The organism is Ruegeria pomeroyi DSS-3 (assembly GCF_000011965.2).
GTDB classification, from domain to species: Bacteria; Pseudomonadota; Alphaproteobacteria; order Rhodobacterales; family Rhodobacteraceae; genus Ruegeria_B; species Ruegeria_B pomeroyi.
Genome location: NC_003911.12, coordinates 120,098 through 133,756, shown reverse-complemented (window position 1 = coordinate 133,756; position 13,659 = coordinate 120,098). Strand labels below are relative to the sequence as shown.

At 60.7% G+C, this 13,659-nt stretch carries 11 protein-coding genes and 4 pseudogenes; 4 read left to right on the top strand and 11 right to left on the bottom strand.

Going from position 1 to position 13,659, the window contains the following annotated elements:
* Positions 1 to 52 precede the first annotated feature (52 nt).
* The 3 genes from SPO_RS00640 to SPO_RS00630 are packed head-to-tail and all read right to left on the bottom strand — an operon-like array spanning position 53 to position 3,155.
* On the bottom strand, positions 53 to 937 hold the full coding sequence (locus tag SPO_RS00640; RefSeq protein ID WP_011045896.1) for an esterase-like activity of phytase family protein: 885 nt from the start codon (positions 935 to 937) through the stop codon (positions 53 to 55).
* On the bottom strand, positions 910 to 1,743 hold the full coding sequence (gene mepA / locus SPO_RS00635) for a penicillin-insensitive murein endopeptidase (RefSeq protein WP_413243709.1): 834 nt from the start codon (positions 1,741 to 1,743) through the stop codon (positions 910 to 912). The genes SPO_RS00640 and mepA overlap by 28 nt, the downstream gene beginning before the upstream one ends.
* Positions 1,744 to 1,790: 47 nt before the next feature.
* Positions 1,791 to 3,155 carry an MFS transporter gene (locus SPO_RS00630; protein WP_011045894.1) on the bottom strand — a complete coding sequence of 455 codons (1,365 nt, stop codon included), beginning with the start codon at positions 3,153 to 3,155 and terminating at the stop codon, positions 1,791 to 1,793.
* Positions 3,156 to 3,308: 153 nt separating this feature from the next.
* Here SPO_RS00630 and SPO_RS00625 point away from each other — a divergent pair, with 153 nt between their 5' ends.
* A complete protein-coding gene (locus SPO_RS00625) occupies positions 3,309 to 3,596 on the top strand; it encodes a YggT family protein (protein ID WP_011045893.1) in 288 nt (95 codons plus the stop codon).
* A gap of 142 nt (positions 3,597 to 3,738) precedes the next feature.
* Positions 3,739 to 4,502: pseudogene (locus SPO_RS22375) on the top strand (IS5 family transposase).
* Between the two features lie 53 nt (positions 4,503 to 4,555).
* On the opposite strand, the gene SPO_RS00610 reads toward SPO_RS22375, so the two are convergent.
* Positions 4,556 to 5,470 carry an EamA family transporter gene (locus SPO_RS00610; protein ID WP_230981757.1) on the bottom strand — a complete coding sequence of 305 codons (915 nt, stop codon included), beginning with the start codon at positions 5,468 to 5,470 and terminating at the stop codon, positions 4,556 to 4,558.
* A 92-nt stretch (positions 5,471 to 5,562) separates the two neighbouring features.
* Between SPO_RS00610 and SPO_RS00605 the strand changes: the two genes are divergently transcribed.
* Positions 5,563 to 6,066, top strand: a complete 504-nt coding sequence (locus SPO_RS00605) for an Lrp/AsnC family transcriptional regulator (RefSeq protein ID WP_011045891.1) — start codon at positions 5,563 to 5,565, stop codon at positions 6,064 to 6,066.
* Between the two features lie 212 nt (positions 6,067 to 6,278).
* On the opposite strand, the gene SPO_RS00600 is transcribed toward SPO_RS00605, so the two are convergent.
* The 3 genes and pseudogenes from SPO_RS00600 to SPO_RS22365 all read right to left on the bottom strand — a co-directional run bounded on the left by SPO_RS00600 (position 6,279) and on the right by SPO_RS22365 (position 9,503).
* On the bottom strand, positions 6,279 to 7,433 hold the full coding sequence (locus SPO_RS00600) for a hypothetical protein (RefSeq protein ID WP_044027760.1): 1,155 nt from the start codon (positions 7,431 to 7,433) through the stop codon (positions 6,279 to 6,281).
* Between the two features lie 366 nt (positions 7,434 to 7,799).
* Positions 7,800 to 8,101: pseudogene (locus SPO_RS22370) on the bottom strand (integrase core domain-containing protein); the annotation flags it as partial.
* 61 nt (positions 8,102 to 8,162) lie between these two features.
* Positions 8,163 to 9,503, bottom strand: a pseudogene (locus tag SPO_RS22365) (IS30 family transposase).
* 46 nt (positions 9,504 to 9,549) lie between these two features.
* Between SPO_RS22365 and SPO_RS00585 the strand changes: the two are divergent.
* Positions 9,550 to 9,738 (top strand): annotated as a pseudogene (locus tag SPO_RS00585) (IS3 family transposase); the annotation flags it as partial.
* 313 nt (positions 9,739 to 10,051) lie between these two features.
* Here the strand turns inward: SPO_RS00585 and SPO_RS00580 are convergent.
* The 4 genes from SPO_RS00580 to fabI are packed head-to-tail and all read right to left on the bottom strand — an operon-like array spanning position 10,052 to position 13,642.
* Complete coding sequence (locus SPO_RS00580; RefSeq protein WP_011045889.1) at positions 10,052 to 11,236, bottom strand: acetate/propionate family kinase; 1,185 nt, start codon at positions 11,234 to 11,236, stop codon at positions 10,052 to 10,054.
* Positions 11,233 to 12,627: a bifunctional enoyl-CoA hydratase/phosphate acetyltransferase gene (locus tag SPO_RS00575; protein ID WP_011045888.1), complete on the bottom strand. Its 1,395-nt coding sequence runs from the start codon at positions 12,625 to 12,627 to the stop codon at positions 11,233 to 11,235. The genes SPO_RS00580 and SPO_RS00575 overlap by 4 nt, the downstream gene beginning before the upstream one ends.
* 32 nt (positions 12,628 to 12,659) lie before the next feature.
* Entirely contained in the window at positions 12,660 to 12,860 is a 201-nt protein-coding gene (locus SPO_RS00570; protein WP_011045887.1) for a hypothetical protein, read from the bottom strand.
* 17 nt (positions 12,861 to 12,877) lie between these two features.
* Positions 12,878 to 13,642, bottom strand: a complete 765-nt coding sequence (gene fabI, locus SPO_RS00565) for an enoyl-ACP reductase FabI (protein WP_011045886.1) — start codon at positions 13,640 to 13,642, stop codon at positions 12,878 to 12,880.
* Positions 13,643 to 13,659: the final 17 nt, after the last annotated feature.

The following is a 13,659-nucleotide window of genomic DNA, read 5'->3' as shown; positions in this document are numbered from 1 at the left end:
TCCGCCTTGAGCGCGGACAAGCCGGGCGTTTAGCCCGCAACACCCCGCCCTGTCAATCCGGCAGCAGGTATTCGACCAGCTCGGTCCGTTGCAGCATCAGGAAATTGTCGTCAGACACCATCGTCGCGCGCAACCGTCCTTGCCCGTCGCGCCAGACCGACATCCCTTCGAGGTTGTCATGCGCCGCCAGTCGGCTCTGGAACAGAATCTCTTCGCCAGTGATCCCCTTGGCAGTCACGTTCCAACGGCGCAGGCGCGAGCGGAACCCGATGGCGCCGGTATCACGCTCCAGCACATAGAAGCGCCCGTCGGGTCCGAAATCGGCGGCCACGGGCAGGAACCCGCCCAATTGTTCCAGATGAAACGCCGTGCTCCAGGCCCGCCCATCCCAGCGATAGACCGGGATCGAGCCATCGGCGGCGCGGCTGCTTTCGGGCAGGGTATAAAGCCGCCCGCGCGCGTCCATCGCCAGCCCCTCGAAGGCGCCGTTGCGGGCCATGTGGCGAAACGCGTCCGGGCGCGGCAGTACCACGGCGGGGGCGTCAGGTCGGGCATAGCGGGCCACCCGCGCCACGCCCTCGAACGAGATGTAAATCACCCCGTCCGGCCCGATCGCCAGCCCCTCGCTGTCGCCGACCCGGCCCTTGAGAACCTTGTTCTTGCTCGACCGGACCTTGTGCACCGCGTCGATCTCGACACCGATGATCTGGTCGCCGTCGCGCCGCAACCGCGCGGTCAGGATCGTGGCACGGTCGGACAGTACGGTCATGCCCATGCCGTCCGGCGTCATCTCGATGGCCGAGAAACCGCCGAACCAGGGCTGCGAACCGCGCCAGGTGAAACTGCCCAGATGCTGCGCCTCGCCCCGGTCCACGGCCAGGCCGGGACCGGACAGCACCAGCGCCGCCGCTATTGCGAGCGCAAGACGGAGGCGCATTGCTTCGGCAGGTCGGCCAGCACGTATTCGCGGCGTTTCTTGGGTGGCGGCGCGTTGGGGTCACGCGGCTTCGGGGGCGGCGGGTTCAGGATGTTGTTGACCCATTCCTGCGCCTCGGCACAGCCATCCCCCTGCGGCGGCGGGGTCTGATCGACGCAGCCGCGCGAGCCACGCGGACAGCTCAGCCGCACATGGAAATGGTAATGATGTCCCCACCAGGGCCGGATCTTGCGCAAATAGGAGCGGTCGCCCTTTTCGTTGTTGCACATCCAGACCTTGGCACCGGGAAAGACAAAGATGCGCGCCACCCGCTTGTCGCGCGCCGCCTCGCGCATGATCGCATGATGCTGGCGGGTCCAGTTGTCGTTGACATAGGCCCCCTTGGCCCGGCGCAGCGAAATCGACGAGATGTTTTCGCGATGCTGACCCGACAAACGCAGGTTGTTGGCCTGCAGCATCCAGATGTCGATATCCAGCCCCAGTTGGTGGCTGCGATGCCCGGTCAGCATCGGCCCGCCACGCGGCTGGCTGATATCGCCGATATAGAGCCCGCTCCAGCCTTTCTGCCGGGCGGCAAAGCCGCTCAGATCACGGATAAAGTCGATGGTCTCGGGGTGGCCCCAGTTGCGGTTGCGGCTCAGGCGCATCGCCTGCCAGGTGGGGCCGGTTTCGGGCAGTTGCTCGAGCCCGGCGGCGCAGCCCTTGGCATAGCTGCCATAAGCGGCGGGTTTCTGCCGAGAGGCGCTTTTCTGCGCGCCAAACAGCTCCTTTGCCAGCGGTTCGGCTTGGGCAGGTACCGCGCCCAGTACCGGAATCAGCGCCAGCAGAAAAACGGCAATGACTTGAAAAAACACTATTTCTGGTCCCCTTGCGGTTTCACCCAAATCAACAGGATCAAGCCCAGAATAAACAAGCCGACGACCGGCGAAACCCCCAAGCGCGCCGAGCCTGTCGCCGCTGTCGCGGCGCCGATCAGGGCAGGCGCCAGAAAGGCGGTGGCCCGGCCGGACAGGCCGTAAAGACCAAAGCTTTCGGTGGGCATTTCGGGATCGGTATGGCGCACCATCAACGACCGGCTGGCCGCCTGCACGATACCGCCGAACCCGCCGATCAACACGCCGCAGAAGAAGAAGACGAAATCGGGCAGGCCCGAGCCCTCGGCCAGCGGGATGCCGAATATCTGGGTCCGGTCCATGCCCACAATGGTGGCGCAGACCAGGATCAGCACCAGGATCGAGCCGACGATGACCGGTTTTGGCCCCACCCTGCGATCCGCCAGCCCGCCCAGCCAGCTGAACGCCGCCGCCGAGATCGCCGCGATGATGCCGAACACGCCGATCATCGTGATCTCCCAGCCCAGCACCAGCCGGGCATAGACCCCGCCAAAGCCGTAAAGCCCGTTGAGCGCATCGCGATAAAACATCGACGACGCCAGATAGCTGGCCAGGCTGCCTCGGTGGCGCAGGTTCTTGACCGATTGCACCACCATCGCAACCGCTTCGGCAAAACTGCCGCGCCGTCCGCTGCCGGCGGGTTCGCGCACCCACAGGAAATAGGGGATCATGAAGATCACGAACCAGAGCGCGGTGAACGGGCCAACGGCGCGTGTCCCCTCGCGGGTATCCGGATCAAGACCCAATACCGGGTCGAGCCCGACCAGCGTCTTGCCATTGCCCTGCTCGACAAAGAGCAGCAGCATGATGAACAGCGCCACCACCCCGCCGAGATACCCAAAGGCAAACCCCGATCCCGAGATCTGGCCCACCTCCTCCTTGGTGCCTAGCGAGGGGAGCTGTGCATTGATGAAGATCAGCGCATATTCTGCACCGATGAAACCGATGCCGAAACTGGCCATCATCCACCACAGGTTGCCACCAGTCGGATCCATGTACCACAGGCCCCAGGCACCGACGACATACATGCCGCAGAACAGCGTGATCCAGGTCATGCGCCGGCCCGAGATATCGGCCATTGCCCCCAGAAAGGGTGCGCCGAAACCGATGATCAGCCCGGTGATGGTCAGACATTGCGACCAGACCACCTGGGCCTGCGCCTTGGCGGCCTCGTCCGCCATCCCCTGACCCAGGAAGTAATCCGCCGCCACCGCGGCAAAGAACGGGCTGAACACAAAGGTCACAAGCAGGGTGTGATAGGGTTGGCTGGCCCAGTCGAAGAAATACCAGCCCCAGATACGCTTGCGCGCCGAGATATCCGCCATGCCTGTCCCCGTTTCGATTTGTTTGTGTTTGCTCCGGTTATGGCGGCTGGTTCGGGGGCGAGGCAAGTCTTTCCTGCGCGGGCCCGCCTGAACCCTTGCGTCTTTGGCCCGCTGCTCTTAGGTCTGATCGCGGTTCGTGCGCGAGGAGGCCCCATGCAGTCGCTGTTTCAAATCCTGATGCTGATCCTGGATGTGATCTGGTTCTTCATCCTGGCCCATGTGATCATGAGCTGGCTGATCAACTTTCAGGTCCTGAACATGCGCCAGCAGCTGGTGGCGCAGATCTGGTACGGGCTGAACCGGGTGCTGGAGCCGATCTATGGCCCAATCCGCCGGATATTGCCGCCGATGGGCGGGCTCGACCTGACCCCGCTGGTGGTGCTGCTGGCGATCATGGCGCTGCGCATCGTGCTGATCAACAACGCGGCACTGTTCTATTGAGCGGGTCCGGGGGGGCGCTGCCCCCTTTTGACCTGACAGCCAATTCACCCCTTAGCGACAACCGCCCTTCGCTGTGCCGTAGGGTCAGGACCCATTGATCATTCGGTTGCGGCACGATTCAGCCTCCGCAAGGAGACCGGCAATGAGCAACCTTTTCTGGCTGACGGAGGCGCAGATGGCGCGGCTCCAGCCCTTCTTTCCTAACAGCCATGGCAAGCCGCGCGTTGATGACCGGCGTGTACTGAGCGGGATAATCTTCATCAATCGCAATGGGTTGCGGTGGCGCGATGCGCCGAGGGAATACGGCCCTCCGAAGACCCTCAACAATCGCTGGAAGCGGTGGAGTGACAAAGGGGTCTTCGCCCGGATGATGGATGGCCTGGCCGCCGAGGCCGCCACCCCGAAGACGGTGATGATCGACGCGACCTACCTGAAGGCGCACCGCGCGGCGACCAGCCTGCGGTCGAAAAAGGGGGCCCGAAGACCAGCGCGGCCGTTTGATCAGCCGAACGAAGGGCGGCATGAACACCAAGCTGCATGCCGCCGCCGATGCCGATGGGCGCTCGCTCCGCTTCTTCATGACCGCAGGCTAGGTCAGCGACTATACCGGCGCTGCGGCCCTGCTGGGCGGCTTGCCGAAGGCGGAGTGGTTGCTGGCTGATCGAGGCTATGACGCCGACTGGTTCAGAGAAGCGTTGTAAAGACAAAGGCATAAAGCCACGCATCCCGGGCCGGAAGTCGCGTGGCAGGCCCGTGAAGCTCGACAAGCGCCGCGACAAACGCCGCAACCGGATCGAGATCATGTTCGGGCGACTGAAGGACTGGCGACGCGTAGCTACCCGATACGACAGGTGCCCAAAGGTCTTCCTCTCCGCCGTCGCACTCGCCGCTACCGTCATGTTCTAGATATGACGCGAGAACGAATCCTGACCCTAGGCAAATCGCCTGCCGCCTAACGTTCACGACGCCGAACCCATCTCCGCCGCCGCACGCGAAGCCATCGGCGCGGGTTTGTGAACGGCCACGCCGATCATGACAAGGGCGACGCCCAGGACGTCCATCGCGCTCGGAATTTGACGCAGGACGACTGCGCCGATGATCGTGGCGGTCGCAGGCAAGAGAGCGAGCAGGAATGCGAAGCTGGCGCGTGGCAAGCGGGCCATGGCGAGCTGGTCGCAGACATACGGGATGACCGAGGAACAGATACCGACACCGATCCCGGCCAGCACCAGCAAGGGCGCACCAAACGCTTCGAGGGCTTGCAGGAACCCGAGGGGCATCACGAAGATGAAAGCCGCTGTCATGGCAGCGCCTAGCCGCTCCACACCGCCCGAAGCGCCACCTTCCGAAATCTTGTGGCCGAGGATGATGTAGAGGACGAATAGCGAGCCGTTCAGCAACGCCCAGAACAGTCCGAGAAGGTCAGACGTGGGGTCCGGCCCGTCCATAGCCCGAAGTGAGGCTACGTCGATCAGGAGCGCCACTCCAATGATGGCAAGGGCGAAAGCCAGATAGTTGCGGCCCGTGCGCAGACCCCAAAGAGCGATACCGATGGTGCCCATGAACTCGATGGCGGCGACCAGAGAGATCGGCAGGCGGTCGAGCGCCAGATAGAAAGAGCTGTTCATCACGGCGAGGCAACCACCAAGCGCCAGCAGAAGAAGACGCTCACGAGGCGTCGATGTCTTGAAGGTCCGCCAGGGCTTCGTGATCGGGGCGAAGATCAAGGCGGCCGAGGCGATACGAAACCAGGCGACACCAAGCACACCAACCACCGGAAACAACAACACCGCGAAAGCGGGGCCGAGATAGTGGAAAACGGCTGAGACGCCGAACCATGCGTGTGGAGGAACGGCCTCTGACATGCGGGACATGGTTCCGGGGGCGCTGGCAGAGTTTGTGCGGGCTTGATTAGACATGCCGCCATGATCCAAGGTATTTGCGACTTTCGATATGGAGATCAGATATGTATGTGGCGCAATCAAACTCCCGAAAGAAGGAAAAAGAACCCTCAAACCTTCGATCCAAAGAAAGCGTTCTCGACAGCATCGATGCGGCGATTCTGCGCGAACTCTGTGCTGACGCCCGTATTCCACGCGCGGAACTGTCCCGCCGCGTCGGCCTCTCTGCCCCGAGTGTGGGAGACCGTGTGCGGCGTCTCGAAGATATCGGTATCATCACCGGATACGGGGCGCGCATCGACCCCGCGCGTCTCGGCTATGGTTTGACGATCTTGATCCGTGCCCGCCCTTTGCCGGGTGAAATGGCAAATATGATCGAAGCCATTCAGGACACGCCTCAAATTGTCGCTTGCGACCGTGTGTCAGGTGAAGACTGCTTCGTCGCGCGTGCGCACGTCCGTGACGTCGCGGAAATGGAAGCGGTCATCGACCGGATCGTGCCCTTCGGCGCGACGAACTCTTCAATCGTGCAATCGTCACCTGTAGAAGAGCGATTGGTTGAACTCTGAGCAATCGCCGATAGTAGACGCTCTGCTAACGAATGCTCTGTCTCAGATTTTTTGATGCGGGCCAATGCGTTAGGTTTGTGTTGGGGCGATGTGGCCCGCGTTAGTAAATCTGACGAAGCGGACATTGCACCTGCGAAGACGTTGGCCGCTTTCGGGTCGAAAAGGTCGTCGTTCAACCTTTAGCCGCATACTCTTGTGCAAACACGCAGCGGTTAACCCGTCTTTTGCCAATCGTCCCCGGGGTACTTCAAGTGTAGACCGGCTTCATCCCAATAGGCATACGGAGAATCGTAGCCCCGAGGCCCCGAATGAACCGGTTTTTCACCCTCTTTGACGATCTTGCGAGGGCGCGGCAGGCCGCTAAGCCCGGTGTACTTTTCGTTATTGGTCAGCAGGTCATTTGCGACCTGATCTTCCAAGTTTACCGCGGAAAAAACACCCGCGTTTAGAGAATGAAACTTGTAGAAGCCGTCATTGTACAGATTGATGACACCCACAAAACGCTCCAGGCGTGGATCGGGCGGCAAACGACCTCTAGTGCCGTCGGGATCGTAGATGCCGATGTCCATCCGCGCCTGAAGAAACCCCATGATGAACTCTGACGCGGTTGTGCGGTCACATGCGTCTTGCTCGACGATCCAAAATGCAGCGTCCAAGCGATCTTCTGAGATTTCATGGAAATCGGTCGCGACCCCGTGCCAGAGGTTGATGTCGGGTCCGGGAAGCGACTTGAGGAACGGGATCCAGCCATCCTTGAGCAGGTGGCTCTGATCGACATCGCCCACTGCATCCTCCCAAGCGCGGTAGGCTGCGCCTTTCGCCGCGCTCTTTGCATAGTGCTCATCCACCATTTCGCGCAGGCGCCAAAAGTCCTTGGTATCCCTGACCTGTCGCAGGATCGATATTGGCGGTTTGCTGCGATCTCTGTTGTCGGTTTCAACAAATCGAAGCAATAGCGTCTCCGTCAAAATCTCCTCAAATGTACGCGCTTTGCCGTGAAGACCGACCTCTTTTATTTTAGCGATCTCCAGCCGGACCAAAGTGTGAATATCAAGGTCCACCCCATTCCGCTTTCGCATCACCGCGCTCAGGCTGTCGGTGATCCAACCGGCGGATGAAATTGTCGTTTGAGCCTTGAGGGCATTGCCGCGTGGCTCTCTTCTGAACAGTTTAGGCTTCAACAGGCCAATGCGCCCAAACCTGATCAGGTACCATCTCGCGAGCAGATACAACGCAATGGTCATGGCGAAAAAGAAGGCGGCAACACCATAGTCCGAGATCTGCGCCTCGGCTGTAAATAGTGCCACGATCGATAGCGCAGCGGCGAGCGCAGACAGTGAGAACAGGGTAGTCAGCAGTGTTTTCATGGCCAATCGCCTACCGCGGAAATAGGACGAAACTAGGACCAACGACGAAAATCGCGCGAGAGTTTGCAGCTGATATTTCTGCGACACCGAGTAGTGCCAGAAGCAAGCGAGTTGAAGGACAAATGGGTCGGATGTAGCCGTGCTTCCCCACTCACTGTTTCAACCGGGCAGCATTTTCAAAGGCGGTTTTTTCGTTTCCTGAACATTTGTGTCTCGTTCGCTATCGGTCAAAAATGGGCTCTCTGCCGCCTATTGCTGACGCAGTTATGCAAAACCTCAACTGTCTCTGATACCGGTCTTTCGCTCAGATTGTAAAACCACGCGGTTTGAACCGCTCCGGGTTTTCCTGAGGCTGATTGTCATTAGTTACGCGGCCATGTTTTCAGTTTCCCGAGTCGCGTAGAAGTTTGCCTCAGCTTCGGCTGCCGGGATGTTCCCGATGGGCTCGGGAAGGCGGCGGTTGTTGAACCAGCCGACCCATTCCAGAGTCGCGTATTCCACTGCCTCGAAGTTGCGCCAAGGGCCGCGGCGATGGATGACCTCAGCCTTGAAGAGGCCATTGATGTTTCGGCCAAGGCATTGTCATAGCTGTCGCCAACGCTTCCCACGGATGGTTCGATGCCCGCATCCGCCAGGCGCTCGGTGTAGCGAATGGACAGATATTGGGCGGATTCAACCGGTCGTCGCAACATCTTCGTCCATATCCTGTTTGAGCAGCTGGTCGAGAACCTAGACCGGTGTTTGCCAGACCAGCGTTTTCCGAGGTCGCGTGTTCAGCGCATCTGCAACGGCGCTCAGCTCTTCGGCACCGTGCTGGCTGAGATCCGTGCCCTTGGGAAAGTATTGGCGAAGCATGCCGTTGGTGTTCTCGTTGCTGCCACGTTGCCATGGGCTCTGAGGGTCGCAGAAGTAGATCTCGAGACCGGTATCGATCCGCAGCTGCGCGTGTTGAGCCACCTCGGCCCCTTGGTCCCAAGTCAATGGGCGATGCAGATGGGCAGGCAGGCTGCTGATCGTCTCTACGGTGGCATCCCGGACAGCCTCGGCACCATGACCGGCAAGGGCGAGTCCATTTTTACAGACTTGCCAGCCCCGTGCCCCTCCATGCGCAGGTGCAGGAGCATGTTGAAGCGGGTCGTGCGTTCGACCAGCGTGCCGATCGCCGAACTGCCGAGGCCGAGAATGAGATCTCCCTCCCAATGGCCGGGAACGGCCCTGTCGCCGATCTCCGCCGGGCGGTCACCGATCATTAGGGCATCGGCGATGAACGCCTTGCCCCGGCTCCGCGCGCGTTCGCGGGGCAACCTAAGCGCACGTCCGGACCTAAGACAGGCAGAGAGCTCTCGCCTCAGCTCCCCGCGTCCCTGAATATACAGGGCCTGGTAAATGACTTCGTGGCTGATGCGCATGGTCGGAGCTTCGGGGAAGTCCACCTTCAGGCGTAGCGCGATCTGCTCCGGGCTCCAGGCAGATGACCAGCGTCGGCTTTGCCGGTGAACGGCCCGCCGCCCCTTCCATACCACAACAGGCCCATCGAAGGCGATGCAGTCCGGTGTGGCAATGATCCCGGACAGCCGATCCTGCACGTAGCCACGCAAAGCTGGGTTGAGCGCCAGCTTGCTGGCCTTGGGCCGTCTGACCGCACGATACGCGTGCCACTGCGCGGCAATGGCGCGATAGTCGAACTCTCCGCCGCGCGTCGCCGAGTTACGCCTGATCTCGCGTAAGATCGTGCTGGGGAACGGCCCAGCTTCCGCGCAATTGCCCGTACGCCGGTACCCGAGCGCATTCGAGGGCTATTTCCTCGCGTTCCGCGAATGAAAGACTACGGCCCTTCGGCGCAGCCGCCGATGGCGCAAGATGTGTGGGAGGCATTCCGCCAGAACTCCGAAACCACCGGGTTCCGACGAGTGGTGAAACACCCGCCACGACAGCAGCCTCTTCGCTGGATAGCCCTGCTGCGATTTCCCGCCAGAACCGGCATAGATGCTCACGTTGCCAGACTGGCGGCCGACCGGGCGAGCACAATTTGCGCCGCGTCGAACGCTCTGACTTCCGCCTTCCTACCATAATCAACAACTCCAAAATCAGAATGTTGCGACGACCGATTGAATCCGCCCAATATCTGTCCATTCGCTACACCGAGCCTCGGGCGGATGCGGGCATCGAACCGTCCGTGGGAAGCGTTGGCGACAGCTATGACAATGCCTTGGCCGAAACGATCAATGGCCTCTTCAAGGCTGAGGTCATCCTTCGCCTCAGCCCTTGGCGCAGCTTCGAGGCAGTGGAATACGCGACTCGGGAAACTGAAAACATGGCCGCGTAACTAATGACAATCAGCCTCAGGAAAACCCGGAGCGGTTCAGAAGCGACGAAATCGTACTGTTTGCGCTCGCAGAAAGTTTATTGCTGCGCAGCGGTAGGAAACTGAGCCACAACACAGCGGCAAGAGCGATCATTCATGCATTCCGCAGTATCATCAATATCGGCGGTCTCCGGTTCGCTGGTTTTCCCGCCATTTGCGACTGGGCCTCCAAGATACGAAGCCAGAGGTTCGCCACATATCTCTGTGACCAGCTCGGCGGTCCTGTCCGCTAGCCCGGATACCTATTGCACTTCTACCCGAGCGCGACCGTTTCGTTCGTGGCATTGGATATGACGATTTCTTCGTCGGTCGGCAGAACAAGCACGTCAATAGAAGATTGCACCGAACCAATGCGAGGCGAGTTGCCTTCATTGCTGTTTGGATCCAGATCGACGCCAAAACACGCAAGCCGGTCACAAATCAATTTGCGAACCAGCGCCGAATTCTCTCCAATCCCTGCAGTGAAAACGATCGCGTCAAGCCCGCCAAGCGCCGTGACCAGGCCGCCAAGAACGCTCGCCGCCCGGAAGCAGAATAGCTCGATCGCCTCGCGGGCCTTCGGGTCGTCGCTCCGTTCCAGCTCCCGCATGTTGTTGCTGATCCCCGAGACACCGAGAAGGCCGCAGCGTCGATAGAGCAGCGTTTCGATCTCGGTCGCGTTCAGACCCTTGCTTTGCATGAGGTAGAGAACGACGCCCGCGTCGAGCGCGCCACAGCGCCGCCCCATCATCAGCCCGTCAAGCGCCGTAAACCCCATGCTTGTCGCGACACTTTGCCGGTTCTTCATCGCGCACATGCTGGCGCCGTTACCGAGATGAGCAACGATCACCCGGCCCTCGGCCCTTTCGCCAAGATGATCGGGCAGAATTCCTGCGATATACTCATAGGACAGCCCGTGAAAGCCATAGCGGATAATGCCTTCATCGCTCAGATCCCGAGGCAGGGCGAATAGTTGGGCAAGCCGGTCCTGGGTCTGGTGAAAGCTCGTGTCGAAGCAGGCGACCTGGGGTACTGTCGGCTGCAACCGCGATATTGCGCGGATGGCAGCAAGGTTGTGCGGCTGATGCAGCGGTGCGAGCGGAATCAGTTGTTCCAACTGGCTCAGAACTGAGTCATCGACGATAACCGGCTTGAGGAAATCACGTCCACCGTGAACGACTCTGTGCCCGACGGCGACAAGTCTTCTGTCCGCGCGATGCTCTGCCAGCCAATCCAGAAGGAGTGATATCAACGCTTCATGATCGGCTGCGGCGTCGATGTTCTTTGGCATGACCATGTCGATTGCAGTACCGTCCGCGCGAACTGCGGAGAAGACGGGATCACGTCCGACACCGGCCACCTTGCCGCGGATCAGGGGAACCGTGTTCGTACCACTCGGGTAGACGGCGAACTTGATACTCGACGAACCGGCATTGAGAACCAGTACTACGTCCGTCATGACACGACCTTTTTCGCGTGGTGGATGTAAAGCTGTGCCATTGCCGATGATGCGAGCCGCGACATCACGCCATCCGCCCGGCTGGTCAGAATGATCGGTACGCGAGCGCCGAGGACAATCCCTGCAGCCTCGGCACCCGCAAGATGGATCAGTTGCTTGGCGATCATGTTGCCCGCCTCGAGATCAGGCACGACGAGGATATCGGCATCGCCCGCCACTTCCGAGACGATGCCCTTGGCCTTTGCCGCTGACTTCGACACGGCGTTGTCGAAGGCCAAGGGGCCGTCGAGCACGCCGCCGGTGATCTGGCCACGGTCCCACATCTTGCACAGTGCAGCGGCCTCGATAGTGGACGGGATCTTGGGATAGACCGTTTCCACCGCAGAAAGGATCGCGACCTTTGGCCGGTCGATCCCCAGCGCCTGCGCCAGATCGATGGCGTTTTGCACGATGTCTCGCTTGGTATCGAGGTCGGGAAAGATGTTGATCGCCGCGTCGGTCACGAAAAGAGGCTTGGGATAGTGCGGCACGTCGAGAGCGAAAATATGACTCATCCGGCGTTCGCTGCGCAGGCCCGTGTCGCGGTCAACCACCGGATCCATCAATTCGTCGGTGTGCAACTTGCCTTTCATCAACGCTTCGGCCTTGCCGCAGCGGACCAGCGCGACAGCCCGTTCGGCGGCCGCGTGGCTGTGCGGGACATCCACGATCTCGACACCGTCAAGGACAAGGCCGGCCTCTTCGGCCACGGCTTCGAGTTTCACCCTGGGTGCGACGAGGATCGGGACGATCAGCCCCTGGCTTGCCGCCTCCAGCGCGCCGGTCAGTGACAGAGCGTCGCAGGGATGGACAATGGCGGTGCGCACCGGCGCCATCGCATGTGTCGCCGCGATCAGGTCGCGATAGCGCGCGCCCCGTTCGTGCAGATGCACGTCGGGCAGGACCACGCGGGGGCGACGGACCTTCTCGGACGGCGCGATGACCTCGGCCTGCCCTTTGATAACGGTCTCTCCGTCCTGATTGACGCAAAGGCAGTCAAGCTTCAGCCGCTTGGTCCCGGCATCCTTCGAGGCCACGGTCACGCGAACCGTCACGGTATCGCCCAACCCCACGGGGCGGCGAAAGCTGAGGTTCTGGTTGAGGTAGATCGTGCCGGGGCCGGGAAGTTCGGTGCCCAGAACCGCCGAAATCAGCGCGCCGCCCCACATGCCGTGTGCGACGACTTCGTGAAACATGTCCGACCTGGCGTATTCCTCATCGACATGGGCCGGGTTCACATCGCCCGACATCACCGCGAAAAGCTCGATGTCATCGGCCTTTAGCTTGCGGGTCAGTTCGGCACTGTCGCCAATCCTGATTTCGTCGAACGTCTTGTTTTCGATGTACTGCATCGGACTACTCCTTTGCCTGGAACACACTCACGCTATCCCGAACTCACGCCGGACCGGTCGCCGTCGACATGGGCAACAAGCTTGTCGTTGATCTTCAGGTCGGCTTCACCCCAGGGATGCGTGTCGATTTCCAACTCATCGCCACCTACAGTCGCGGTAAAACGTTGTTCGGTGGCGCCTTTGCCGGTCGGAAAGGTGGCGTCCGGCGTACAGTTGAAAGACATCTTGATCATAGTTTTTCTACTTTGGTTCAGGACATGACATGATATCCGGCGTCGACGTAAGAAATGTTGCCGGTCACATTGCGCGCGGCATCGCTCACAAGGCCCGCGGCCATGTTGCCGACATCCTCGATGGTCACCAGCCGCTGCTGCGGCGCGCGCGCGCGTGCCTCGTCGATCAGCGCATCGAAATGTGCAATGCCAGAGGCGGCACGGGTCATCAGCGGGCCCGGCGACAGCGCATTGACCCGGATGCCTTCCGGTCCGAGTTCAGCCGCCATGTATTTGACAGTCGATTCCAGGGCGGCCTTGACCGGACCCATCACATTGTAATGGTCGACCACCTTTTCTGCGCCGTAATAGCTGACCGTCAGCAGGCAACCGCCGTTCTGCATCAGCGGTCGTGCCCTGCGAGCAAGCCGCATGAACGAGTGAACCGAAATGTCCATCGCCGCGCTAAAGCCTTCCCGCGAACAATCGAGAACATTTCCGTGCAGATCTTCCTTCGGACAGTAGGCGACCGAGTGCAGGATGAAATCGAGGCGCCCCCATGAGGAGGCAATGGCCTCGAACAGCGCATCCATCTCCGCATCGGCTGTGACATCCAGCGGCATGAAGATTTCAGCGTCCAGCGCCTCGGCGACCGGTTGCACGAACGGCCGCGCCTTTTCGTTGAGATAAGTAACCGCAAGTTCGGCACCTTCCCGATGGAAGGCTTGCGCGCAACCGCTGGCGATCGAGCGTTCGTTGGCGATCCCGACCACGAGACCGCGCTTTCCGTCAAGCAAGCCCATCTGTTTTTCCTTACCTT